Annotated in this window: 24 protein-coding genes; 14 read left to right on the forward strand and 10 right to left on the reverse strand. The window is 71.8% G+C overall.

What is annotated here, in order from left to right:
• Positions 1-3: 3 nt before the first annotated feature.
• Positions 4-1,800 carry an AMP-dependent synthetase/ligase gene (locus ABB07_RS28115; RefSeq protein WP_208901325.1) on the reverse strand — a complete coding sequence of 599 codons (1,797 nt, stop codon included), beginning with the start codon at positions 1,798-1,800 and terminating at the stop codon, positions 4-6.
• A gap of 296 nt (positions 1,801-2,096) precedes the next feature.
• Here ABB07_RS28115 and ABB07_RS28120 point away from each other — a divergent pair, with 296 nt between their 5' ends.
• From ABB07_RS28120 to ABB07_RS28150, 7 genes are all read left to right on the forward strand, one after another.
• Positions 2,097-2,909, forward strand: a complete 813-nt coding sequence (locus ABB07_RS28120; RefSeq protein ID WP_208901326.1) for a metallophosphoesterase family protein — start codon at positions 2,097-2,099, stop codon at positions 2,907-2,909.
• 122 nt (positions 2,910-3,031) lie between these two features.
• Positions 3,032-3,484, forward strand: a complete 453-nt coding sequence (locus ABB07_RS28125) for an SRPBCC family protein (protein WP_208901327.1) — start codon at positions 3,032-3,034, stop codon at positions 3,482-3,484.
• 94 nt (positions 3,485-3,578) lie between these two features.
• Positions 3,579-4,754 carry an ArsA family ATPase gene (locus tag ABB07_RS28130; protein ID WP_208901328.1) on the forward strand — a complete coding sequence of 392 codons (1,176 nt, stop codon included), beginning with the start codon at positions 3,579-3,581 and terminating at the stop codon, positions 4,752-4,754.
• Between the two features lie 60 nt (positions 4,755-4,814).
• Positions 4,815-5,315, forward strand: a complete 501-nt coding sequence (locus ABB07_RS28135) for a DUF5304 domain-containing protein (RefSeq protein ID WP_208901329.1) — start codon at positions 4,815-4,817, stop codon at positions 5,313-5,315.
• A gap of 67 nt (positions 5,316-5,382) precedes the next feature.
• Complete coding sequence (locus tag ABB07_RS28140; protein WP_055705252.1) at positions 5,383-6,336, forward strand: ROK family glucokinase; 954 nt, start codon at positions 5,383-5,385, stop codon at positions 6,334-6,336.
• A 172-nt stretch (positions 6,337-6,508) separates the two neighbouring features.
• Entirely contained in the window at positions 6,509-7,261 is a 753-nt protein-coding gene (locus ABB07_RS28145; protein WP_208901330.1) for an endonuclease/exonuclease/phosphatase family protein, read from the forward strand.
• 100 nt (positions 7,262-7,361) lie between these two features.
• Positions 7,362-8,732: a serine hydrolase domain-containing protein gene (locus ABB07_RS28150; RefSeq protein ID WP_208901331.1), complete on the forward strand. Its 1,371-nt coding sequence runs from the start codon at positions 7,362-7,364 to the stop codon at positions 8,730-8,732.
• Between the two features lie 83 nt (positions 8,733-8,815).
• Here the strand turns inward: ABB07_RS28150 and ABB07_RS28155 are convergent, their stop codons facing one another.
• Genes ABB07_RS28155 through ABB07_RS28165 form a run of 3 tightly spaced genes read right to left on the reverse strand, consistent with a single transcriptional unit; the run spans position 8,816 to position 10,860 of the window.
• Entirely contained in the window at positions 8,816-9,493 is a 678-nt protein-coding gene (locus ABB07_RS28155) for a TetR/AcrR family transcriptional regulator (RefSeq protein WP_208901332.1), read from the reverse strand.
• Between the two features lie 40 nt (positions 9,494-9,533).
• Positions 9,534-10,088: a hypothetical protein gene (locus ABB07_RS28160; RefSeq protein ID WP_208901333.1), complete on the reverse strand. Its 555-nt coding sequence runs from the start codon at positions 10,086-10,088 to the stop codon at positions 9,534-9,536.
• Positions 10,081-10,860: an alpha/beta hydrolase gene (locus ABB07_RS28165; RefSeq protein WP_208901334.1), complete on the reverse strand. Its 780-nt coding sequence runs from the start codon at positions 10,858-10,860 to the stop codon at positions 10,081-10,083. Before ABB07_RS28165 ends, ABB07_RS28160 begins: the two co-directional genes overlap by 8 nt.
• A 187-nt stretch (positions 10,861-11,047) precedes the next feature.
• Between ABB07_RS28165 and ABB07_RS28170 the strand changes: the two genes are divergently transcribed.
• From ABB07_RS28170 to ABB07_RS28185, 4 genes are all read left to right on the forward strand, one after another.
• Positions 11,048-11,779: a lysophospholipid acyltransferase family protein gene (locus ABB07_RS28170; RefSeq protein ID WP_208903659.1), complete on the forward strand. Its 732-nt coding sequence runs from the start codon at positions 11,048-11,050 to the stop codon at positions 11,777-11,779.
• Between the two features lie 46 nt (positions 11,780-11,825).
• The gene (gene macS / locus ABB07_RS28175) at positions 11,826-13,034 is read left to right on the forward strand and encodes a MacS family sensor histidine kinase (protein ID WP_208901335.1); all 1,209 of its coding nucleotides are present in this window, start codon (positions 11,826-11,828) and stop codon (positions 13,032-13,034) included.
• Positions 13,031-13,708, forward strand: coding sequence for a response regulator (locus ABB07_RS28180; protein ID WP_208901336.1), 678 nt, complete (start codon positions 13,031-13,033; stop codon positions 13,706-13,708). Before macS ends, ABB07_RS28180 begins: the two co-directional genes overlap by 4 nt.
• Before the next feature lie 110 nt (positions 13,709-13,818).
• Positions 13,819-14,847 (forward strand): 6-phosphofructokinase, encoded by a 1,029-nt coding sequence (locus ABB07_RS28185; protein ID WP_055707434.1) that lies wholly within the window; start codon positions 13,819-13,821, stop codon positions 14,845-14,847.
• A 16-nt stretch (positions 14,848-14,863) separates the two neighbouring features.
• Here the strand turns inward: ABB07_RS28185 and ABB07_RS28190 are convergent, their stop codons facing one another.
• Positions 14,864-16,720, reverse strand: coding sequence for an anthranilate synthase family protein (locus ABB07_RS28190; RefSeq protein ID WP_208901337.1), 1,857 nt, complete (start codon positions 16,718-16,720; stop codon positions 14,864-14,866).
• Positions 16,721-16,818: 98 nt separating this feature from the next.
• Positions 16,819-16,875: a trp operon leader peptide gene (locus tag ABB07_RS42060; protein WP_425264826.1), complete on the reverse strand. Its 57-nt coding sequence runs from the start codon at positions 16,873-16,875 to the stop codon at positions 16,819-16,821.
• Positions 16,876-16,982: 107 nt separating this feature from the next.
• Between ABB07_RS42060 and ABB07_RS28200 the strand changes: the two genes are divergently transcribed.
• Complete coding sequence (locus ABB07_RS28200) at positions 16,983-18,335, forward strand: class II 3-deoxy-7-phosphoheptulonate synthase (protein WP_208901339.1); 1,353 nt, start codon at positions 16,983-16,985, stop codon at positions 18,333-18,335.
• A gap of 189 nt (positions 18,336-18,524) precedes the next feature.
• Positions 18,525-18,749, forward strand: a complete 225-nt coding sequence (locus ABB07_RS28205) for a (2Fe-2S)-binding protein (RefSeq protein WP_208901340.1) — start codon at positions 18,525-18,527, stop codon at positions 18,747-18,749.
• Here the strand turns inward: ABB07_RS28205 and bfr are convergent.
• Positions 18,746-19,225: a bacterioferritin gene (gene bfr / locus ABB07_RS28210; RefSeq protein ID WP_208901341.1), complete on the reverse strand. Its 480-nt coding sequence runs from the start codon at positions 19,223-19,225 to the stop codon at positions 18,746-18,748. The genes ABB07_RS28205 and bfr overlap by 4 nt on opposite strands.
• 175 nt (positions 19,226-19,400) lie before the next feature.
• Here bfr and ABB07_RS28215 point away from each other — a divergent pair, with 175 nt between their 5' ends.
• Positions 19,401-20,033 (forward strand): sulfite oxidase-like oxidoreductase, encoded by a 633-nt coding sequence (locus ABB07_RS28215; RefSeq protein ID WP_208901342.1) that lies wholly within the window; start codon positions 19,401-19,403, stop codon positions 20,031-20,033.
• 53 nt (positions 20,034-20,086) lie between these two features.
• Here the strand turns inward: ABB07_RS28215 and ABB07_RS28220 are convergent, their stop codons facing one another.
• From ABB07_RS28220 to ABB07_RS28230, 3 genes are all read right to left on the reverse strand, one after another.
• On the reverse strand, positions 20,087-20,974 hold the full coding sequence (locus ABB07_RS28220; RefSeq protein ID WP_208901343.1) for a deoxyribonuclease IV: 888 nt from the start codon (positions 20,972-20,974) through the stop codon (positions 20,087-20,089).
• 56 nt (positions 20,975-21,030) lie between these two features.
• Positions 21,031-22,947 carry a Stk1 family PASTA domain-containing Ser/Thr kinase gene (gene pknB, locus ABB07_RS28225; protein ID WP_208901344.1) on the reverse strand — a complete coding sequence of 639 codons (1,917 nt, stop codon included), beginning with the start codon at positions 22,945-22,947 and terminating at the stop codon, positions 21,031-21,033.
• 262 nt (positions 22,948-23,209) lie between these two features.
• Positions 23,210-24,004, reverse strand: a complete 795-nt coding sequence (locus ABB07_RS28230; protein ID WP_208901345.1) for a thiazole synthase — start codon at positions 24,002-24,004, stop codon at positions 23,210-23,212.
• Positions 24,005-24,007 lie beyond the last annotated feature (3 nt).

The raw sequence follows: 24,007 nt of genomic DNA on the forward strand, positions 1-24,007 counted from the left end.
GTGCTACTTCGCGTAGATCGCCTCGATCTCGTCCGCGTAGTCCTTCGCCACCACGTTCCGCTTCAGCTTCAGCGACGGGGTGAGGTGGCCCGACTCCTCCGAGAACTGGGAGGACAGAATGCGGAACTTCCGCACCGATTCCGCCTTCGACACCGCGGCGTTGCCGTCGTCGACCGCGGCCTGGATCGCGGCGTGCAGATCCGGGTCGTCCTTCAGCGACGCCGCGGTGGAACCCGCCGGCTTGCCGTGCTCGGCGCACCAACGGCCCAGGAACTCCTCGTCGATGGTGACCAGCGCGCCCACGAACGGCCGCCCGTCGCCCACCACCATGCACTCCGCGACCAGCGCGTGCGCCCGGATCCGGTCCTCGATCACCGCCGGGGCCACGTTCTTGCCGCCCGCCGTGACGATGATCTCCTTCTTGCGGCCGGTGATCCTGAGGTAGCCGTCCTCGTCCAGGGTGCCGATGTCACCGGTGTGGAACCAGCCGTCGGCCAGCGCCTCCGCCGTCGCGCCCGGGTTGTTCCAGTACTCCTTGAACAGGTGCTCGCCGTGCAGCAGCACCTCGCCGTCGTCCGCTATCCGCACCACCGAGCCGGGCAGCGGCTGGCCGACCGTGCCGATCTTCTGCCGGTCCCAGGGGTTGAACGCCGTGGCCGCACAGGACTCGGTCAGGCCGTAGCCCTCCAGCACCGTGAAGCCGATACCGCGGAAGAAGTGACCGAGCCGCTCGCCGAGCGGGGCGCCGCCGGAGATGGCGTACTCACCGCGGCCGCCGAGGACCGCGCGCAGCTTGCTGTAGACCAGCTTGTCGAAGACCTTGTGCTTGACCTTCAGGCCGAACGACGGGCCGGAGGCGGTGTCCAGCGCCTTGCTGTAGGCGATCGCGGCGTCCGCCGCCTTGTCGAAGATCGCGCCCTTGCCGTCCGCCTGCGCCTTGGCGCGCGCCGTGTTGTAGACCTTCTCGAAGACGCGCGGGACACCGAGGATCAGCGTCGGGCGGAAGGCGGCCAGCTCGTCGGTGAGGTGCTTGATGTCCGGGACGCAGCCCAGCTTGATCGGCGCCATCATCGGCGCGATCTGCACGAGCCGGCCGAAGACGTGCGCCAGCGGCAGGAAGAGCAGGACCGAGCACTCGCCGGTACGGAACAGCGGGCGCAGCCGCTCCACGATGTTGCCGCACTCGGCGAAGAAGCTGCGGTGGGTGAGCACGCAGCCCTTGGGGCGGCCGGTGGTGCCGGAGGTGTACACGATGGTCGCCGGGTCGTCGGCCTTGGCGAGGGAGCCGCGCTCCTCGACCGTCTCGTCCGACACGTCCTGCCCGAGCCGCCCGAGCTCCTCCACCCCGCCGGCCTCGATCTGCCAGACGTGCTTGAGGGCGGGCAGCGACTCGCGCACCGACTCCACGGCCGCGGCGTGGCCCGCCTGCTCCACGATGCAGGCGGTGGCGCCCGAGTCGGACAGGATCCACTGCACCTGCTCCGGCGAGCTGGTCTCGTACACCGGCACGGTGACCGCGCCCGCGCTCCAGATCGCGAAGTCGAGCAGGGTCCACTCGTAACGGGTGCGGGACATCAGGCCCACCCGGTCGCCCGGCTGGACCCCGGCGGCGATGAGACCCTTGGCGGCGGCGTGCACCTCGGCCAGGAACTCCCGGGCCGTCACGTCCTGCCAGACCCCTGCGACCTTGCGGGCGATGACGGCGACGTCGGGATGCTGCGCGGCGTTTCTGCGGACGATGTCGGTCAGGTTGCCGTCCGCAGGGACCTCGTACAAAGCCGGAAGGCTGAACTCGCGCAAGACTGCTGCTCCTCATAGGGCGCCGGCGCCACGACACTGTGTGATGCGACGGTGCGGTCCAAGGCTCGGGCAAGTGCTCGGGAATTCAGCTGTTGAAATCCAGAGCACGACTGGACGGCCCGGACGTTACCCGCCGGTATGCCGTTCCCGACAGGGGGTCCCGGTGAGATGTTCGCTGCGTCACACATGTTGGCGTTCCTTCGCGCACAGTAGTCCACGGCTGAACCGACCGGCCAGTAACCACAGGCCGGACCGACGCTGTTCACGCACACCGCACACGCCTACGCTTGATCGCCATGGCACCCACACCCTCCGGCAGCCCGGACGCCGGACCTCGCAGGACGCGCGTCCACGTGGTCAGCGACGTGCACGGCAACGCCCGGGACCTGGCCCGGGCCGGCGAGGGTGCCGACGCCCTGATCTGCCTGGGCGACCTCGTCCTCTTCCTCGACTACGCCGACCATTCGCGCGGCATCTTCCCGGACCTGTTCGGCAAGGAGAACGCCGACCGGATCGTCGAGCTGCGCACCGCCCGGCGCTTCGAGGAGGCCCGGGAGTTCGGCGCGCGGCTGTGGGCCGGCATCGGCACGGACCGTGCGGCGGCCATCGAGAAGGCGGTGCGCAAGCAGTACGCCGAGCTGTTCGCCGCGTTCCCGACCCCGACGTACGCCACCTACGGCAATGTCGACATGCCGCCCCTGTGGCGGGAGTACGCCCGTTCCGGCACCACCGTGCTCGACGGCCAGCGGGTGGAGATCGGCGGCTGGACCTTCGGCTTCGTCGGCGGCGGGCTGCGCACCCCCATGCGGACGCCGTACGAGATCGACGACGAGGAGTACGCGGCGAAGATCGAGGCGGTCGGCGAGGTCGACGTGCTGTGCACGCACATCCCGCCGGAGGTCCCCGAGCTGGTCTACGACACCGTCGCCCGCCGCTTCGAACGCGGCAGCCGCGCACTGCTGGACGCGATCCGCCGTACCAGGCCCCGCTATTCGCTCTTCGGCCACGTCCACCAGCCGCTCGCGCGCCGCATGCGGATCGGCGCCACCGAGTGCGTGAACGTGGGCCACTTCGCCGGGACGGGCCGCCCCTGGGCGCTCGAATGGTGACCGGCCGACGACGGGTGGGACCTGGGGTGAAGGCGGCAGGTCGGCGGCGCGGTAGCCTTCACGCTGCACACACGTGCGCACGACGACCTCTGTACCGGCCCGCATCTGGAGGAGCCACGGCGATGGCGGAACACACCAGCTCGAGCATCACCATCGAGGCGGCACCGGCCGACGTCATGGGGGTGATCGCCGACTTCGCGCGCTACCCGGACTGGACCGGCGAGGTGAAGGAGGCGGAGGTCCTCAAGACCGACGACCAGGGCCGCGCCGAGCAGGTCCGCCTCGTCATGGACGCCGGCGCCATCAAGGACGACCAGACCCTCGCCTACACCTGGACCGGCGAGAACGAGGTCTCCTGGACCCTGGTCAAGTCCCAGATGCTCCGATCCCTGGACGGCTCCTACGTCCTCAAGCCCACCGGCCCCGCCACGACGGAGGTCACCTACCTCCTCACCGTGGACGTCAAGATCCCCATGCTCGGCATGATCAAGCGCAAGGCGGAGAAGGTCATCATCGACCGCGCGCTGGCGGGCCTGAAGAAGAGGGTGGAGCAGGGCGGCCCGGCCGGCGCCTGAGGACGAGTCCGTCGGGCCGAAGCGGCGGTCCGGGGACGCAGCCCGCGCTGACGCACGCCGAGCCGCCGGCCGGGCACCGGTACGGTTCAGCCTCATGCGCACCATCCTGATCACGGGCCCGGGCGGCAGCGGCCGTACGACCATCGCTGCCGCCACCGCACTGCGCGCCGCGGGCGAGGGCACCCGCACCCTCCTGCTGAGCGCCGACCGCACCGACACCCTCGGCGCCGCGCTGGGCTCCGCGACCGGGCCGGTGCCCGAGGAAGCGGCGGCGCACCTCGACACCTGGCGCCCCGACGCCGTCGAACGCTTCCGGGAGGACCTCACCGCCTTCCAGGCCCGCGCCGCAAACGTCCTCGACCTGCTCGGCGCCGCCCGGCTGGACGCCGAGGAGGTCACCCCGCTGCCCGGCGCCGAGGAACTGTCCTTCCTGCGGGCCGTGCGGGACGCGGCGCTGTCCGAGCGGTACGACCTGCTCGTGGTGGACCTCCCGCCCCTCCCGCAGGCCCTCGCCCTGCTCGGCCTCCCCGAGGAGCTGCGCCGCTATCTGCGCCGCCTGCTCCCGCCCGAGCGGCAGGCGGCCCGCGCCCTGCGCCCGGTCCTCGGCCGGCTGGCCGGCGTGCCGATGCCCGCCGACTGGCTGTACGAGACGGCCGCCCGCTGGGACGTCGAACTCGCCGCCGTCGAGGCCGTCCTCACCGACCGGAACACCGCCGTACGCCTGGTCGCCGAACCCGGCCCGGCCGGCGCCGACGCGGTACGCACCGCCGGCCTCGGCCTCGCCCTGCGCGGCCTGCGCACCGAGGCCCTGATCGCCAACCGCGCCCTGCCCGAGACCGACCCGGACAGCCTGCTCGCCGGGCTCCTCGCCCAGCAGCGCAAGACCCTCGCCGACTGGCAGGAGCGGCCGTACGACGTCCACCTCGTCCCGCACCTCGGCCACGACCCGCGCGGTACCGACGACCTCGCCGCCCTCGCCGTACCGCCCGTCAACCCGTCGCCCGCCCCGGTCGAGTGGCCCGTCACCGACCGGATCGCCGAGGACGGCGTGCTGGTCTGGCACATTCCGCTGCCCGGTGCGATACGGGACGAGCTGGACCTGATCCGGCGCGGCGACGAGCTCGTGATCACCGTGGGCCCGTTCCGGCGGATCGTCCCGCTGCCCTCCGCCCTGCGCCGCTGCACCGTCGCCGGGGCCGGCCTGCGCGAGGGCGAGCTGCGCATCCGCTTCGCCCCGGACCCCGGCCTGTGGCCCACAACCGGACGATGATGATCCGGGTACGCCCGTTCGGGTAACGTCGTAAAGGCGAACCGTAGTCAGGAGTCCGCCATGAGCGAAGAGCGTCCCGCATCCGACTCGCACGAGGGATATCAGGAACCGGGGCGGGCGACCGACGCCGACGCCTGGGCCACGGCCTGCGCCGAGGACCTCGCCGCCGAGAAGGCCCGCCGCCGCGCGGAGTACGGCCCCCAGCCCGGCTCGGCCGCGGAGGAACTGAAGAAACTCGTGGACACGGTGGCCGACAAGCTGTCCGGCCTCCAGTCACCGCTCCTCGGCAGCCTCGCCGGACCCGCCGCCCAGCAGGTGGTGCGCCAGGTCGTCCAGCAGGCCAAGGCCGCCGTCGAGCCCGTCATCGACCGCAACCCGGACGTCTTCGACCACCTGGCCGCGGCCGGCGGCGAGCTGCTCGCCGCCTACCGGTCCGCCGTCCAGGCCCACGAGCGCCGCTGGACCGCCCGCACCGCCGACGACCTGACCCGCGAGGGTCCGGACGACCGGCGGGACGGGGGCGAGGGCACCGGTCCGGGGGAGCGGATCGACCTGGACTGAAGCGCTTTCCCGGCAGGGCCTCGGGTACGGTTGGCCGTAGCGGGGCTCGACCGAAACTGAGGGATTCATGGGACTCACCATCGGCGTCGACATCGGCGGCACCAAGATCGCGGCCGGCGTGGTCGACGAGGAAGGCAACATCCTCTCGACCTTCAAGGTGCCGACCCCCACCACGCCCGAGGCCATCGTGGACGCCATCGCCTCGGCGGTGGAGGGTGCGCGCGCCGGGCACGAGATCGTCGGCGTGGGCATCGGTGCGGCCGGTTACGTCAACCGGCAGCGCTCCACGGTGTACTTCGCGCCGAACATCGACTGGCGCCAGGAGCCGCTGAAGGAGAAGGTCGAGGCCCGCGTGGGCCTCCCGGTCGTGGTCGAGAACGACGCCAACGCCGCCGCCTGGGGCGAGTACAAGTTCGGCGCCGGCAAGGGCCACCGCAACGTCATCTGCATCACGCTCGGCACCGGTCTCGGCGGCGGCATCATCATCGGCAACAAGCTGCGCCGCGGCCACTTCGGCGTGGCCGCCGAGTTCGGCCACATCCGGATGGTCCCGGACGGCCTGCTGTGCGGCTGCGGCTCGCAGGGCTGCTGGGAGCAGTACGCCTCGGGGCGCGCCCTGGTGAGATACGCCAAGCAGCGCGCCAACGCCACCCCCGAGAACGCCGAGATCCTGCTCGGCCTCGGTGACGGCACCCCCGACGGCATCGAGGGCAAGCACATCTCCATGGCCGCCCGCCAGGGCGACCCGGTGGCCGTCGACTCCTACCGCGAGCTGGCCCGCTGGGCCGGCGCGGGCCTGGCCGACCTGGCCTCCCTCTTCGACCCGTCCGCGTTCATCGTCGGCGGCGGCCTCTCCGACGAGGGCGAACTGGTCCTCGACCCGATCCGCAAGTCGTACAAGCGCTGGCTGGTCGGCGGCAACTGGCGCCCGGTGGCCGACGTGATCGCCGCCCAGCTCGGCAACAAGGCGGGCCTGGTGGGCGCGGCGGACCTGGCCCGGGAGCCCGACCCGATCATGTGACGGCAACTTTTCGAGCTACGGCAACTGCGCCGACCTGACGGGGCGCGAGGCTGTGTATACATGCGACTGCGTCGCCTGGGCGCGACAAGCCAGGACGAGTCGGCAGTCGCACACGAACCTCGCGCCCCGAGCCATGGGGCGCCCAGACTCCCGCGCGGCGTAAATTGACCGCATGGCGACCCCGCTGCTCCCCAACTCCCGTACCGAAGCCGACGGTTCCGCCGTCGTCCGCGTCCTGAGCTACAACATCCGCTCGATGCGCGACGACACCGACGCCCTGGCCAGGGTCATCACCGCCTGCGCCGCCGACCTGGTCCTCGTCCAGGAGGCACCCCGCTTCTTCCGCTGGCGCAAGAAGCTGGCCCGGCTGGCCGCGGCCTGCGGCCAGGTGGTCCTCACCGGCGGCGCCACCGCGGCGGGCCCGGCGATCCTCTGCTCGCTCCGGGCCACCGTGGAGCGGACGGAGGACGTCCTGCTGCCCCTCACCCCCGGCCTGCACCGGCGCGGCTTCGCCACGGCGGTGGTCCGTTTCGGCGGGGTCCGGCTGGGCGTGATCAGCTGCCATCTGAGCCTGGAGGGCAAAGAGCGGTACGAACAGGGCGGCCTGCTCCTGGACCGGCTCGCCGGACTCGGCGTCGAGCACGCCATCGCCGGCGGCGACCTGAACGAAGACCCCGACGGCCCTGCCTTCGGTCTGCTCGCCGCGAGCCTCCAGGACTGCCGTGCCGTGGCCCCCTGGGGCGGCGAGACGACCTGGCCGCACAGCGACCCCCCGCAGCGCATCGACGCCGTCTTCGCGACCAAGGGCATCGAGGTCCTCGGCTGCGGCGTTCCGCTGGACCAACCAGGGGTCACCCGGGCCGACTTGACGGCGGGCACGGATCATCTGCCGGTCCTCGCGGCACTGCGCGTACCGGTGGCGTGAGCTCCGCTTGAACTAAGTACAGGAAACCTCTTGTGCGGCTGCCCGCTGACCTTCTACAGTCCTTCCTGTACTTAGTTCAAGTGCCCAGGAGGGGGAACCGATGTCCGGGAAGCGTGAGTCGCTGGCCGCGTTCGTGGAGACGGCGGCGAAGGAGTTCGGGGTGCCGGGGGCCGCGGTGGCCGTGCTGGCCGGCGGCGAGGAGATCCATGTCCACCACGGGGTGACGAACGTGGAGCACCCCCTGCCGGTCGACGAGCACACGCTCTTCCACCTGGCCTCGGTCAGCAAGACCTTCACGGCGACCGCGCTGATGCGCCTGGCCGAGCAGGGCAGGGTGGACCTCGAAGCGCCGGTCCGCCGGTACGTTCCCGAGCTGCGCCTCGCCGACGAGGAGGCCGCCGCCCGGATCACCGTGCTGAACCTGCTCAACCACACGGCGGGCCTGGACTGGAACCTGGTCGACGCCGACGAGGGCGACGGCTCGCTCGCCGCGTTCGTCGGACAGCTGGACCGGCTGCCGCTGATCGCGCCGCCCGGCGCCCGCGCCTCCTACAGCCAGGCCGGCTACAACCTGCTCGGCCGGGTGGTGGAGAACGTCACCGGCCTGCGGTTCGAGAAGGCGCTGGCCGAACTGGTCCTGGAGCCGCTGGGCCTGTCCGACACCGTCCTCGACCTGGACGACGTCGTGGTCCGCCGCTTCGCCGTCGGCCACAACCGCGCCGAGGACGGCTCCCTCACCCTCGCCCGGCCCTGGAAGTCCTGGCGGGCCGGACTGCGGGGCAACAACCCCGGCGGCGGAGTCGTCTCCTCGGCGAGCGATCTGCTGCGCTGGGCGCGGTTCCAGCTGGGCGGCGGAGAGGGACTGCTGGCCGCCGAGACGCTGCGCGGCATGCAGGAACCGACCGTCGAACTGCGGGGCAGCACGCTCGGCGACGCCTTCGGCATCTGCTGGTTCCTGCGGGACGTGGAGGGTGTGCGCACGGTCGGTCACGGCGGTTCGGGCAACGGCCAGTTCGCCGAGCTGCTCCTGGTGCCGGAGCGGGACTTCGCCGTCGTCTCGCTCACCAACTCCGGCCCGGACGGCTACCAGTTCAACCAGGCGGTGCTGAAGCGGGCGCTGGAGCTGTTCCTCGATGTGGTCGAGCGGGAGCCGGAACCGCTGCCGTACGACGAGGAGCGGGCGCGGGAGGTCGCCGGGCGGTACGAGATCGACGCCATGAACCTCGACATCGCCGTGGCCGACGGCCGGCTCACGCTGGCCGTCGGCATCAAGCCGGAGCTCCGCGCGGCGTCGGACGCGGAGATGCCGCCGGACTATCCGGCCGCGGGGATCGGCTTCCTGCCGGGGGACGGGGACGAGTACATCGTCACCGAGGGGGGCCTGAAGGGGCAGAAGGGCTTCTTCTCACGCGCGGCCGACGGCACGGTGACGGGGGTCGACCTGGCCGGGCGCCTCTTCACCCGGGCCTGATTCGCCGTACGCGACTGCGGGTGCGTGGGGGCTGGTCGTGCCCACGCACCCGCAGTCGCATGTCAGACACGGCCCCGCGCCCCTCACGGGGCGCTGTCCACCGGCCGCAGCCCCTCCAGCAGCGCCCGCAACCCCGCCGCATAGCTGCCGTCGGCCGCGGCCGCGTACTCCGTCGCCGCCGTGGTCCCCAGCCGCGCCCGCAGCCGCGGAAACGGCTCCGCCACCGCCGCCGCCTTGGCCAGGGTCTCCGAGAACATCTCCTCCGCGTCCTCCCCGGCCCGCCGCACCTTTCTCGTCAGGGAGGCCGCGGCGGACGCGCCGAGGGCGTTGCCCAGGACGTACGTCACCAGCGCGCCGGCCGCCCGGTCGGCCTCCTGCGGGGTGAAGCCGGCGGTCTCGAAGACGCCGAGGAGATGATCGTCGTACCGGGCCTTGCCGGTGCCGTAGAGGAGGTGGGAGCCGATCGCCTGGACCAGCCACGGATGCCGGAGCAGCATCTCGTGCAGCCGGTCGGCCATCTCCGTGGCCGTGTCCCGCCAGTCGGCCGCGTCGAGCGCCGGCAGCGCCACCTCGTGCCACACCCGGTCCGCGGCGAGCAGCACGAGGTCGTCCTTGTTCTTCACATGCCAGTAGACGGCGGTCGCCGCGGCCCCCAGGCGCTTGCCCAGACTGCGCATGTTCAGGCCTTCGAGGCCTTCGTCGTCGAGGAGCTCCACGGCGGTCCGGACGATCTGTTCCGGGGTGAGCGTGTCGCGTGGCATGGGCTCACGATAGGGGAGCCCGTCAGGACTTGTACAAAGTTCAGACCACCGCGCCCCGGCCCGGGTCGTCGCCGTCCTCGTCGTCCGTGCGCATCCGCACCACCAGCGTGGCGAAGCCGCCGAGGAAGCCGCCGATGCCGAGGGTCGTCAGCCACCAGGTCATGTCCCAGCCGAGCAGCACCGCGAGCAGCAGCAGGATCGGCCCGCCGACGACGCCCAGCCAGGCGAACTTCGCGGTGGCGTCGGCGTCCGGCAGCGGCGGCGGCTCCGGCGGGACGAAGTGCCCCTCGTCGTCCTCGTCGAAGTCGTCCTCGGAGGGCTCGGGCGGGGTGTGGTCGCGCGGGCCGACACCGGGCGCGAACGAGACCGAGCTGCCCAGGGGCCTGACCGGCGCCTTGTCGGTGTCGCTCTCGGCGTCCTTCTCCGGCTCGGGCAGCGCCAGGTCCTCCACGGGCCTGAAGGGCCGGGAGCCCGGCGGGTCCGGCGGCTCCTCGCCGTACCCCGCGACGATGGCCCGCCAGGCGGCGTCCTCGTCGAAGGGCACCTTCTGCTCGTCCGGCTCGCGGCCCTCGCGGTCGGACTCGTGCTCAGCCACCTGTGGCCGTCCCTTCCTTGCCGAGACTGGGTGCGAGCCGGCCCATGAAGGCGAGGCTCTCCTCGAAGATCCGGTCCGCATCCTGGTCCAACGTCGCCACGTGGTAGCTGTGTTCCAGCACGATCTCCGTCACGTCCGTGGACGACACCCGGCTCAGCACCCGGGCCGAGTCGGCCGCCGGGACGACATGGTCCTGGGCGCTGCGCAGCAGCAGCAAGGGCTGGGTGACCTGGGGCAGCTCACCGTCCAGCCTGCGCAGGAACACCCGCAGGGAGTGCGCCGCGTGCAGCGGCACTCGGTCGTAGCCCAGCTCCGCCGCGCCCTCCTTGGCTATGTCGCTGGCGATGCCCTTCGTCGTCCGCACGAGGTGCCGGGCCACCGGAAGGGCGTACGCCGACAGGCCGTGCACCTTGTTCGCCGGGTTGACGAGTACGACGCCCTGCACCCGCTCGCCGTGCCGGGCCGCCAGCCTGAGGGCCAGCGCGCCGCCCATGGACAGGCCGGCGACGAACACCCGGGAGCAGCGCTCGGAGAGGACACGCAGTTCGCGGTCCACCTCCGCGTACCAGTCCTGCCAGCCCGTGACCTGCATGTCCTCCCAGCGGGTGCCGTGGCCGGGCAGCAGGGGCAGCGACACGGTCAGGCCGTGCGCCGCGTGGTGCTCCGCCCAGGGGCGCAGCGACTGGGGCGAGCCGGTGAAGCCGTGGCAGAGGAGGACCCCCACCTCCCCGCCCTCGTGGCGGTACGGCTCGGCTCCGGGGAGGACCGGCACCTTGGACGCTCCTGTTCCTGAAGAGAGCCCCCACCGGAGAAGGTGGCGGCGTGGGAAGAACGTGCGGATGTGCTTCACCGTACGCGACCGCACCGACACCGACCAGGGTCGTCGGGCCCTTTGAGGTTCCCGAAGGGTTAAGGTCTGTTCGACGGAAACAGGAGGCAAGCGGGTGTTGTACGGCACGATGAAGGTCGCCATCGGGGGGCCGCTGAAGGTCGCCTTCAGGCCCTGGGTGGAGGGCCTGGAGAACATACCGGCCGACGGCCCGGCCATCCTGGCGAGCAATCACCTGTCCTTCTCGGACTCGTTCTTCCTGCCCGCGGTCCTGGACCGCAAGGTCACCTTCATCGCCAAGGCCGAGTACTTCACCACCCCCGGGGTGAAGGGCCGGCTGACCGCGGCCTTCTTCAAGGGCGTCGGACAGCTCCCGGTGGACCGCTCCGGGGCGCGCGGCGCCGGCGAGGCCGCGATCAAGAGCGGCATAGAGGTGCTGGAGCGCGGCGAGCTGTTCGGTATCTACCCCGAGGGCACCCGCTCGCCCGACGGCAGGCTGTACCGGGGCAAGCCCGGCGGCCTCGCGCGCGTGGCGCTCGCCACCGGCGCTCCGGTCATCCCGGTGGCGATGATCGACACCGAGAAGATCCAGCCCCCTGGCAAGGTGATGCCGAAGCTGATGCGGCCCGGCATCCGCATCGGCAAGCCGCTCGACTTCAGCCGCTACCACGGCATGGAGCACGACCGCTTCGTCCTGCGCGCCCTGACCGACGAGGTCATGTACGAGATCATGAAGCTGTCCGGCCAGGAGTACGTCGACATGTACGCGACGGCCGCCAAGCGGCAGATCGCGGAGGCGGCGAAGGCGGCCAGGGAAGCGGAGAAGGCCTCCAAGGAGGCCGAGAAGAAAGCCGAGGCCTAGCCGGGAGGCCGGGGCGCCGGGGGAGTCCGGGGGATCGGGGGGTGCGGTGGTCAAGCGCGAGCGTGTCATGAGGATGTCCGTCGAGCAGCCGATGTGGCGTGCGCTCGCCGGATACCGCGTACTGACGATGCTGTACGCGATCGGCCTGTTCGTCTACCGGTACAACAAGTTCGTGCACCCCCGGGTCGCGGTCGCCTACTTCACGGTCCTCTTCGTGTGGACCCTGGCCACGCTGCCCAAGGTCGCGAGCGCCGCACGCTGCACCCGGCGCTTCCTCGCCGCCGACCTGACCATCGCCCTCACCGGCGTCCTCCTCACGCCGGTCGCCGCCTCCCACGCGCGCATCGTGGCGGGCACTCCGACGCTGCCGTCGATATGGACGGCCGGCGTGGTCCTCGCCTTCGCGCTCAAGGGCGGCTGGCGCTGGGCGGCGCTGGCCTCGGCACCGGTCGCCATCGCCAACATCGTCCAGCGGGGCACCCCGACCCGGGCGACGGTGCACGCCGTCCTGCTGGTCTGGATCGCCTCCACCGCCATCGGCTACGTCGTCGAGGTCGCCCGCGCCTCCGAGCGCACCCTCGCCCGCGCCCTGGAGATCGAGGCCGCGACCCGGGAACGGGAGCGGCTGGCCCGGGACATCCACGACAGTGTGCTCCAGGTGCTGGCGATGGTGCAGCGGCGCGGCGCCGTCATCGGCGGCGAGGCGGCGGAGCTGGGGCGGCTCGCGGGGGAGCAGGAGGTGGCGCTGCGCACGCTGGTCTCCGGCGGCCTGCTGCCGGTCTCCCGGGTGTCGGAGGACGCCGCCGCGGGGGCCGTCGTACGCGCGGTGGAGGAGCCCGACGACGACGGACCGGTCGACCTGCGCTCCCTGCTCGCGCCCTACGCCGGTGCCCGGGTGAGCCTGGCGGAGCCCGGCGCGCCGGTCGCGCTGCCCCGGCCCGCCGCGCGGGAGCTGGCCGCCGCGGTCGGCGCCGCCCTGGACAACGTGCGCAGGCACGCGGGCGAGCAGGCCCGGGCCTGGATCCTGGTCGAGGACGAGCCGGACGAGGTCGTCGTGACCGTACGGGACGACGGTCCCGGCATCCCCGAGGGGCGGCTCGCCCAGGCCGAGGGGGAGGGCCGGCTCGGCGTGGCCCAGTCGATCCGGGGACGGCTGCGCGACCTGGGCGGCAGCGCCGACCTCGTCTCCGTCCCCGGGCAGGGCACGGAAGTGGAACTGAAGGTACCGAAGAACCAGGAGGCGGGACGCCGATGAGCGAGCAGCAGGACCCGATCAAGGTCATGGTGGTGGACGACCACCCCATGTGGCGCGACGCGGTCGCCCGCGACCTGGCCGAGTCCGGCTTCCACGTGGTCGCCACCGCGGGCGACGGCGAGCAGGCGGTCCGCCGCGCCAAGGCCGCGGTCCCCGACGTCCTCGTGCTGGACCTCAACCTGCCCGCCAAGCCCGGCGTCCAGGTGTGCAAGGAAGTGGTCGCCCACAACCCGGCGCTGCGCGTCCTCGTCCTCTCGGCGAGCGGCGAGCACGCCGACGTGCTGGAGGCGGTGAAGTCCGGCGCGACCGGCTACCTGCTGAAGTCGGCCTCCACCGAGGACCTGCTGGACGCGGTGCGCCGTACCGCCGTCGGCGACCCGGTGTTCACGCCGGGCCTCGCCGGGCTGGTCCTCGGCGAGTACCGCCGGCTGGCCTCCGAACCGGCCCCCGCCCCCGACACCGACGAGCCCGGCGCGCCCCGGCTGACGGACCGCGAGACGGAGGTGCTGCGGCTGGTCGCCAAGGGCCTGAGCTACAAGCAGATCGCCGAACGCCTCGTCATCTCCCACCGCACGGTGCAGAACCACGTCCAGAACACCCTCGGCAAGCTGCAGTTGCACAACAGGGTCGAGCTGGTGCGGTACGCCATAGAGCGCGGACTCGACGACGCGTAGGGCCCGCCGGGCGGCCGTACACCGGAATCACCCTTCCCGCCTCTCCCGATGTGACGCGAATCACCATTAGCGTGACTCTCTGTCAGGGAACCGCGGCGAAGGGACATTTCATGCGGGTCGGAGTACTGACCGGAGGCGGCGACTGCCCCGGGCTCAACGCCGTCATCCGGGGCATCGTCCGCAAGGGCGTGCAGGAGTACGGCTATGACTTCACCGGCTTCCGGGACGGCTGGCGGGGCCCCCTCGAAGGCGACACCGTCCGTCTCGACATCCCCGCCGTGCGCGGCATCCTGCCCCGCGGCGGCACCATCCTCGGCTCCTCGCGCACCAACCCCCTCAAGGCGGAGAACGGCATCCGCCGGATCAAGGACAACCTGGCCAAGCTGGACGTCCAGGCCCTCGTCGCGATCGGCGGCGAGGACACCCTGGGCGTCGCCGCGCGGCTGTCCGACGAGTACGGGGTGCCCTGCGTCGGGGTACCCAAGACCATCGACAACGACCTGTCGGCCACCGACTACACCTTCGGCTTCGACACCGCCGTCAACATCGCCACCGAGGCCATCGACCGGCTGCACACCACCGCCGAGTCCCACATGCGGGTCCTGGTCGTGGAGGTGATGGGCCGGCACGCCGGCTGGATCGCCCTGCACTCGGGCCTCGCCGGCGGCGCCAACGTCATCCTCATCCCCGAGCAGCGCTTCGACGTCGACCAGGTCTGCGCCTGGGTGACCTCCCGCTTCCGGGCGTCGTACGCGCCGATCGTGGTCGTCGCCGAGGGCGCCATGCCGAGGGACGGCGACATGGTGCTCAAGGACGGCTCGCTGGACTCCTTCGGGCATGTGCGCCTGTCCGGGGTCGGCGAGTGGCTGGCCAAGGAGATCGAGAGCCGCACCGGAAAGGAGGCCCGGACCACGGTCCTCGGCCATGTCCAGCGCGGCGGCACACCCAGTGCCTTCGACCGCTGGCTCGCCACCCGCTTCGGGCTGCACGCCATCGACTGCGTCCACGACGGCGACTTCGGCACGATGGTCGCCCTGCGCGGCACCGACATCGTCCGCGTCCCGATCTCCGAGGCCACGGCCAGGCTGAAGACGGTGAACCCGAAGCTCTACGAGGAGGTCGGGGTGTTCTTCGGCTGACCGCGGCCCCGGACGGCTACACGGTCGTACGGCGCAGCCGGCCCACCAGTTCCCGTACGACCGTTGCCCCGTTCAGCGTCAGGACCGACTCCGGGTGGAACTGCACCCCCGCGAACCCCGGGCCGCGCAGCGCGTGCACCTCACCGTTCGCCGCCCGGCTCACCTCCACGCCGTGCGCGGCCAGTTCCCGGGCCGCGTCCTCGTCGCAGCGGGCGACGAAGCTGTTGTAGAAGCCGACCGTCTCCGGCCGCCCGAACAGGTCGACCGTGGTCTGCGCCCCCTGGTACGGCACCTCCTTGCGGACGATCTCCAGCCCCAGCTCGGCCGCGATCAGCTCGTGGCCCAGGCAGACGCCCAGCACCCCGTGCCGGTGCTCCCGGATCACCGTGGCGGTCAGCCCGCGCAGGAAGCGCATCTTCGGGTCGGCCACGTCGGAGGGGTCACCAGGACCGGGCCCGAGCACCACCGGCCCCTCGTGCGCGCGCACCGCCGCCCGCAGTCCCGGCTCGTCGTACCGCCGGACGCTGACGTCCAGCCCGCTCGACCGCAGCACGTGGGCCAGCATCGCCGTGAAGGTGTCCTCGCCGTCGACCACCAGGGCGTGGCCGGTCAGTTCCCGCGCGGGCTCCTGCATCCGCAGCCAGAACGGCGCGAGCGCGGCCCGCCGGCCGTCCAGCGCCGCCCGCACCCGAGGGTCGTCGGCCAGCCGGGGCCGCTCCCGCTCCGCGCGCGGCCGGGACGGCCGTACCCCGAGGGCCGCGAGCACGCCCGCCGCCTTCGCGTGCGTCTCCGCGACCTCGCCCGCCGGGTCCGAGCCGCGCACCAGGGTCGCCCCGACCGGCACGCGGAGCCGCCCCTGGGCGGAGATGTCGGCGGTACGGATCAGGATGGGGGAGTCCAGAGTCTGCGCGCCCCCGGAGTCCCGGCCGAGCAGCGCCAGCGCGCCCGCGTAATAGCCCCGGCCGCCCACCTCATGGCGCTCGATCACCCGGCACGCGTTCTGCACCGGGGAGCCGGTCACCGTGGCCGCGAACATGGTCTCCCGCAGCACCTCCCGCACATCGAGGGAGGACCTGCCGCGCAGCTCGTACTCGGTGTGCGCCAGGTGCGCCATCTCCTTCAGGCGCGGGCCGACGACCACTCCGCCCATGTCGCCGACGGTGCACATCATCTTCAGTTCCTCGTCGACCACCATCGACAGCTCCTCGATCTCCTTGCCGTCGGCGAGGAAGGAGAGGAGGTGTTCCGGGGTCGGGCCCTCGGCGGGATAGCGGTACGTCCCGCTGATCGGGTTCATGACGACCGTGCCGCCGGACATCCGCACGTGCACCTCGGGGCTGGCCCCGACCAGGGTCCGGTCCCCGGTGTGCACGACGAACGTCCAGTACGCGCCCCGCTCGCCCTCCAGCAGCCGCCGGAACAGCGCGAGCGCGTCGGCGCGGCCGAACCCCGGGATCTCGCCCTCGTACGTGCGCCGGATCACGAAGTTCGCGCCCTCGCCCCGGCCGATCTCCTCCGCCAGCACCCGCCCGACGATCTCGCCGTACTCCTCGTCGCCGACGTCGAAGCCGCCGCCCTCGACGCGCACGTCATGGCAGGGCAGCTGCCGGAGGGCTTGGTCCAGCGGGAGCTCGTACGACTCCTCCGGGGTCAGCACCAGCAGCGGGGTGCCGTCGTCGCGGACGTCGAAGCCGCGCTCGCGGATCTGCCGGAACGGGACCAGCGCGAGCCCCGCGTCGGGCAGGTCGGCGAGCCGGTCGCGGCGCGTCACCGGGCCGAGCAGCACCTCCACCGGGTGCTCGTCGCGGCCCGGGGCGCGACGGCGGAGCAGGGCGAAGGGGCGGGGGTCGTGCAGGAGGTCCTGGAGATTCATGGGTGATCCTTCTCGATCTTCTGACGGAGAGGAACGACCCGGGAAAACGCCGAAGGCCGCCCCTCGGGCGGCCTTCGCGAAGTCTTGCGTACGCGCAGTCAGTGGGCCGCCTGAGAAGCGGTCCACCACCAGTTCTGGATCGACAGCGCGAACATGGCAGGAACCCTACCGCACCCGCCCCCCGTTCCACAGGACAACCGTCGCGTCTCACCCTTCGAGCCAGAAGATGGGGCATGCGACACGACCCCGTAATGTTTACGAGGTGACCGTGAACGCTAAGACCAGCCCGAGCGCTGGCAACACCTGGCGAGACCTGCCCGCGGCGCAGCAGCCCGAGTACCCCGACCCCGAGGCTCTGCGCGCAGTGATCGCGGACCTCGAGTCGTATCCGCCGCTCGTCTTCGCGGGCGAGTGCGACCAGCTGCGCGCCCGGATGGCGGCCGTCGCCAAGGGAGAGGCGTTCCTCCTCCAGGGCGGCGACTGCGCCGAGGCCTTCGACGCGGTGTCCGCGGACCACATCCGCAACAAGCTGAAGACGCTGCTCCAGATGGGCGCCGTCCTCACCTACGCGGCCTCCGTGCCCGTGGTGAAGGTCGGCCGGATCGCCGGGCAGTACTCCAAGCCCCGCTCCAAGCCGACCGAGACCCGCGACGGCGTGACGCTGCCGACCTACCGCGGCGACTCCGTCAACGGCTTCGACTTCACCGAGGCCGCCCGCGTCCCGGACCCCGAGCGCCTGAAGCGGATGTACAACGCCTCCGCCTCCACGCTGAACCTGGTGCGTGCCTTCACCACCGGCGGTTACGCGGACCTGCGCCAGGTGCACGCCTGGAACCAGGACTTCGTGCGGACCTCGCCGTCGGGCCAGCGCTACGAGCAGCTCGCGCGGGAGATCGACAACGCGCTGAACTTCATGCGGGCCTGCGGCGCCGAGCCGGAGGAGTTCAAGACCGTCGAGTTCTTCTCCTCGCACGAGGCGCTGCTGCTGGACTACGAGTCCGCCCTGACCCGGGTCGACTCGCGCACCGGCAAGCTGTACGACGTCTCCGCGCACATGGTGTGGATCGGTGAGCGCACCCGGCAGCTGGACCACGCGCACATCGAGTTCGCCTCGCAGATCCGCAACCCGATCGGCGTCAAGCTCGGCCCGACGACGACGGCCGAGGAGGCGCTGCAGTACATCGACCGCCTCGACCCCGAGCGGGAGCCGGGCCGGCTGACCTTCATCGTCCGGATGGGCGCCGACAAGATCCGCGACCGGCTGCCCGAGCTGGTGGAGAAGGTCACGGCGTCCGGTGCGACGGTGGCCTGGGTGACCGACCCGATGCACGGCAACACCTTCGAGGCGGCCTCCGGGCACAAGACCCGCCGCTTCGACGACGTGCTCGACGAGGTCAAGGGCTTCTTCGAGGTCCACAAGGCGCTCGGCACCCACCCGGGCGGCATCCACGTGGAGCTCACCGGCGACGACGTCACCGAGTGCGTGGGCGGCGGCGACGAGATCTTCGTCGACGACCTGCACCAGCGCTACGAGACGGCCTGCGACCCGCGGCTGAACCGCAGCCAGTCGCTGGACCTGGCGTTCCTGGTCGCGGAGATGTACCGGGACCAGTGACCGGGGCCGGTCGCCGGGGCCGTCAGGACCTGTGGGCGATCACCTGTGGGCGATCTGGGGCGCGGATCACATCCGATCCGCGCCCCTCGCCACTTTTGCGGGCCCGGCGCGGCGGGTAAGGTTAGGTTTGCCTCACCGATCAACGGGATGGCAGTGACAGAGCGATCCCGCCCCGGGAGGTGAATCCGCGTGTACGTCTGCAGCTGCTTCGGCATCACCGAGGCCCAGGTCAAGCAGCACGCGGAGGACGGTGCCTGCACCCCCCGCCAGATAGCCTCCGCCTGCAAGGCGGGCACGGACTGCGGCGGCTGCGTACGGCGTATCCAGGCGCTGCTCGGCCGGGGAGCCTGCCCGCGGCGCGAGCTGGCCGCCCAGGGCAAGCCCGCCCTCGCGGCGCTGGACGAGGCCGCCTAGCTCTCCGGCTGCTCGATCAGCTGGGCGAGGTAGAGCGCCTCACCGAGCTTGTCCAGCAGCTCCAGCTGGGTGTCGAGGTAGTCGATGTGGTGCTCCTCGTCGGCGAGGATGTCCTCGAAGATGTTCGCCGACGTGATGTCGCCCTTCTCGCGCATCACCTTGACGCCCCGCCGCAGCCGGTCGATCGCCTCCACCTCGATCTGCCGATCGGCCTCGAACATCTCCTGCACGGTCTGGCCCACGCGGACGTGGAAGAGCCGCTGGTAGTTCGGCAGGCCCTCCAGGAACAGGATCCGGTCGGTGAGCACCTCCGCGTGCTTCATCTCGTCGAACGACTCGTGCCGCGTGTACTTGGCGAGCTTGGACCAGCCGAAGTTCTCCTGCATCTTCGCGTGCAGGAAGTACTGGTTGATCGCGGTCAGCTCGCCGGTGAGCTGCTCGTTGAGGAACTCGATGACCTCGGGGTCGCCCTGCATCGCAGCGGCTCCTTCCACACGGGGGACGGGGGAGGTGTGCGGCCGCATGATTGCACCGGCGCCGAAGATCGTCCAGTAAGTGCGTACTTAGTAAGTACGCCATGAATTGATGCCGCTTGTCCGCTTTCTGGACGCGTGGTCAAGGGCACTGCCCGAGGTCTGTCAGGATGGATACATGGGTCATCCGGTGGAGCGAGAGTCTGGAGCGACGGCAGGGTCCGAGCTTCCGCCGGGTCAGCGGCTCCAGCGCGGCTGGCCGGTCACGCACTACGGGCCCGTCCCGAAGTTCCGCCCCGAGCGCTGGGAGTTCCGGGTCTTCGGCGCCACCGCCGACGGTGACAAGCACCTGTGGAACCACGAGGAGTTCACGGCCCTGCCGTACACCACCGTGGTGGCCGATCTGCACTGCGTGACGAAGTTCAGCATGGTCGGCGCGGAGTGGGGCGGCATCCCCGCCCGCACCATCCTCGAGCTGGCCCCGCCGGCCCCGGACGTCACCCATGTGATGGTCTGGGCCGAGTACGGCTTCAGCTCCAACCTCCGCCTGTCGGACTTCGCCTCCGACCGCACCCTCTTCGCCACCCACAAGGACGGCGAGCTCCTCACCGCCGAGCACGGCTTCCCGGTCCGCCTGATCGTGCCCCACCTCTACGCCTGGAAGGGCCCCAAGTGGGTCCGAGGCGTCGAGTACATGACCACCGACCGCCGCGGCTTCTGGGAGGAACGCGGCTACCACAACATCGGCGACCCCTGGAAGGAACAGCGGTACTCCTACCAGGAGCAGCCGGGGGAGGGCCCGGAGCTGTGAACCGGGTCGACGTGGTCCGCCCGGAGGCCGGGTCCGAGGACTGACCGGCGCCCTCAGCCGTCCCTGAGCTTCTTCAGGCGTTCCACGTCCGCCGCGTGTCCCGTCTTGCCACCCGGCGTCTCGATGATCAGCGGTACGCCCTCGGTCGCGGGGTGGGTCATCAGGGCCCGGAAGGGGTCCTCGCCGATGTGACCGGCGCCGATGTTCTCGTGCCGGTCCTTGTGGGCGCCGACCACGTCCTTGGAGTCGTTGGCGTGGATCAGCTTCAGCCGGCCCGCGCCCACGGTGTCCACCAGCAGGTCCAGGGTCTGGTGCATGCCGCTCGGACCGGTCAGGTCGTGGCCGGCGGCGAAGATGTGGCAGGTGTCCAGGCAGACCCCGAGCTTCGGGTGCGCGTCCAGCGCCTCGAAGTACGGCCCGAAGTCCCAGGTGCGCGAGCAGAGGGAGGCGCCCTGCCCGGCCGTCGACTCCAGGAGCAGGAACGGGTCGTCGTCGTGCGTCAGCTCGTCCAGCAGCGGCAGCATGTGCTCCCGCACCTGCCGCAGCGCCACCTCACGGCCCCGCCCGCCGGTCGCGCTCCCGGTGTGCACGACCACACCCAGCGCCCCGATCTCCCGACCGCGCCGCAGCGAGTGCCGCAGCGACTCCACCGACCGCTCCACGGTCGCCTCGGTGTGCGAGCCGAAGTTGATCAGGTAGGGGGCGTGGACGTACGCCGGGATCGACTCCTCGGCGCACACCGCGCGAAAGGCCTCGTCCTGCCGGGGATTCCCGGCCGGCGTGGCCCACCCGCGCGGATTGGCCACGAAGACCTGCACGGTCTCGGCCTTCAGGTCATGGGCGTACGACAGCCCCACGGAGTGCAGCCCACCGGCGACGGGGACATGACCGCCGACGGGATTGCGCGGCCGGGACGACGGGGGCGGGACAACAGGACTCACCCGTTCAGGGTGTCATGCCCGCACCGGCCGCCGGACCACGGCCCCGGTGACCCCGGTCACCGGATGGTGATCGTGACGGTCGACCCCTTCGGTGCCTTGTCGCCGGCCTGTACCGACTGCTTCTTCACGGTGTCGCCGAACAGCCCGAGCAGGCCGCGGTCCTCCTCCACCTTGAACCCGGCGCCCTCCAGGGCCTTGTGGGCGTCGTCGACACTGTCGCCGACCACGTCCGGCACCTCGACCATCTCCGGGCCCTTGGAGAGCGTCAGCGTCACCGTGTCGCCCTCGGCGGCCTGGCTGCCGTCGCCCGGGCTCTGCTGGGCCACCTTGCCCTTGTCGTACTCGGAGTTGACCTGCTGCGCGGCGATCTTCACCTTCAGCCCCGCCTCGGTCAGATCCCGCCGGGCGCTGTCCAGGTCCTCACCGGTGACGTCCGGTACGTCGATCGGGCTGCCCTTGCTGACCGTCAGCGCGATCGCCGACCCGGCGTGCCGCCTGGTGCCGGCCTGCGGTGCCGTGGCGATCACCGAGCCGTTCGCGACGTCCTCGCTGAACTGCCGGGTGATCATGCCCGGTTCCAGCCCGTCCGCCTTCAGCCGCGCCCGCGCCTCGGCCAGGGTGCGGCCCGTGACATCCGGCACGTTCACCGTCTCCGGGCCCAGCGAGATCGTCAGCGTCACCGAGTCGTGGTCGCGGATCCGGGCGCCGGGCGCGGGGTCGGTGCCGATGACCGTGCCCCGCTGGACGGTGTCGTTGTACTCGCGCCTGACCTGCCCGACCTCCAGCCCGGCGGCCCCGAGCCGCTCCCGCGCCTGCGCCTCGGTCTTCGCCAGCAGCGGCGGGACCTTCGTGAACTGGCCGGAGTTGATGTACCAGACCCCGGCGCCCACGCCGAACACCACCAGCACGGCGGCGACGATCGTCAGCACCAGGCGCCGGGACCGGCGGGGCGGCACGGGCGGCGCCTGCAGCCGCGTGGTGTGCCGGACGACACCCTCGGCCGGCTCCTCCTCGTTGACGGGCAGCGGCCGGGGCACTGCCAGCGAGCGCGGTATCACGCTCGTACGGTCACCGGCGTTGTCGTGCTCCGCGGCGATCGCCTGCGGCGGCACCGCGTCCAGCTGCTCGTCGCTCAGCGTCCGGCGCCCCTCGCGCACCTGGGCGAGCAGCGCCACGGCGTCGTGCGGCCGGATGTCCGGGGTGCGCGCGGTCGCCGAGGCGACCAGCTCGTCCAGCTCGTACGGCAGCCCCGGCACCAGTGCCGAGGGCGGTGGCACGTCCTCGTGGATGTGCTTGTAGAGGACCTGGGCGGGGGAGTCCCCGGAGTGCGGCTTGCCGCCGGTCAGCATCTCGTAGAGGACGACACCGCACGCGTAGACGTCGACGCGCGGATCGGCGGTGCCCTGTTCTATCTGCTCGGGCGCGAGATACGACACGGTCCCGAGCACGGCCCCCGTCGTGCTGGTCTGGGTGTCCACGGAACGCACGAGCCCGAAGTCGGCGACCTTGACCCGCCCGTCGTCGCCTATCAGCACGTTCTCGGGCTTCATGTCCCGGTGCACGAACCCGGCCCGGTGCGCGGCGCCGAGCGCGGCGAGCACGGGCTCGAGGATGTCGAGGGCCGCGCGGGGCTGCAGCGCCCCGCGCTCGCGCAGCACGTCCCGCAGGGTGCAGCCGGCGACGTACTCCATCGCCAGGTACACGTACGACCCGTCGGTGCCCTGGTCGAAGACCTGCACCACGTTCGGGTGCGCGAGCCGGGCGACCGACTTCGCCTCCCGTATGAACCGCTCCACGAAGGATCCGTCGGCCGCGAGCGCGGGGTGCATCACCTTCAGCGCGAGCACACGGTCCAGACGGGTGTCCAGGGCCCGGTAGACCGTGGCCATCCCGCCGACCGCGATCCGCGCGTCGACGCGGTAACGGCCGTCGAGCACCTGCCCGACGAGGGGGTCCTGAAGCGTCGTATCCACGCAGGGGAGTCTACGAGGAGGGACCGACAGATCCCCCGCCGAGACCGCTTTCCCGCAGGCACTGAAGCCGACCTGTGACGCGACGCACGACCGAAGCGACGCCGAAGGCGAGGCGCGCCCGACCGCCCGCGACCACCCGCGACCGCCCACGACCACCCGCGGCCGCCGACGGCGAGGACACCCCACGGGAAAGTCCAGCCTTCCAGTAGGCAGTAACGGGTGGTGCGCGGGTGGGAGAGCAGTGGGCGCCTGCAGCACCGGCTCAGAACGCAGGACGCTCGGGATCCAGCACGGCCAAGCCCTCCGCAGGAGACGACGCCTCCGCAAAGTGCCGCCGCGGAATCCGCCCCGCCAACCGAGCCAGCCGCCCCCCCTCCACGGCATGCCTCATCGCGGCGGCCATCAACTCCGGCTCCTGCGCCCGCGTCACCGCGGAGGCGAGCATCACCCCGGCACACCCCAGCTCCATGGCGAGGGCCACATCGGACGCCGTACCGGCCCCCGCGTCCAGAATCACCGGCACACGCGCGTGCTCGACGATCAGCTGGAAGTTGTGCGGATTGCGGATCCCGAGCCCGGACCCGATCGGCGAGCCCAGCGGCATGACGGCGGCACAGCCCGCATCCTCCAGCTTCCGCGCCAGCACGGGATCGTCATTGGTGTACGGCAGCACCGTGAACCCGTCGTCCACCAGCGTCTCCGCCGCCTCCAGCAGCTCCACCGGATCCGGCAGCAGCGTCCGCTCGTCGGCGATGACCTCCAGCTTGATCAGGTCCGTGCCCAGCGCCTCCCGCGCCAGCCGCGCGGTCAGCACGGCCTCGCCCGCGGTGAAACAGCCCGCCGTGTTCGGCAGCACCCCGATGCCCAGCTTCCGCAGCACCGACAGCACCGAACCGTGCACGGAGGGGTCCACCCGCCGCATCGCGACCGTCGTCAGCTCCGTACCGGAGGCGACCAGCGCCCGCTCCAGCACCTCCAGGCTGGGCGCGCCGCCCGTGCCCATGATCAGCCGCGAGGAGAAGGTCGTACCCCCGAGGACCAAGGGATCGTCGGCCATGGC

The organism is Streptomyces incarnatus (assembly GCF_001027185.1).
Taxonomy (GTDB): Bacteria; Actinomycetota; Actinomycetes; order Streptomycetales; family Streptomycetaceae; genus Streptomyces; species Streptomyces puniciscabiei.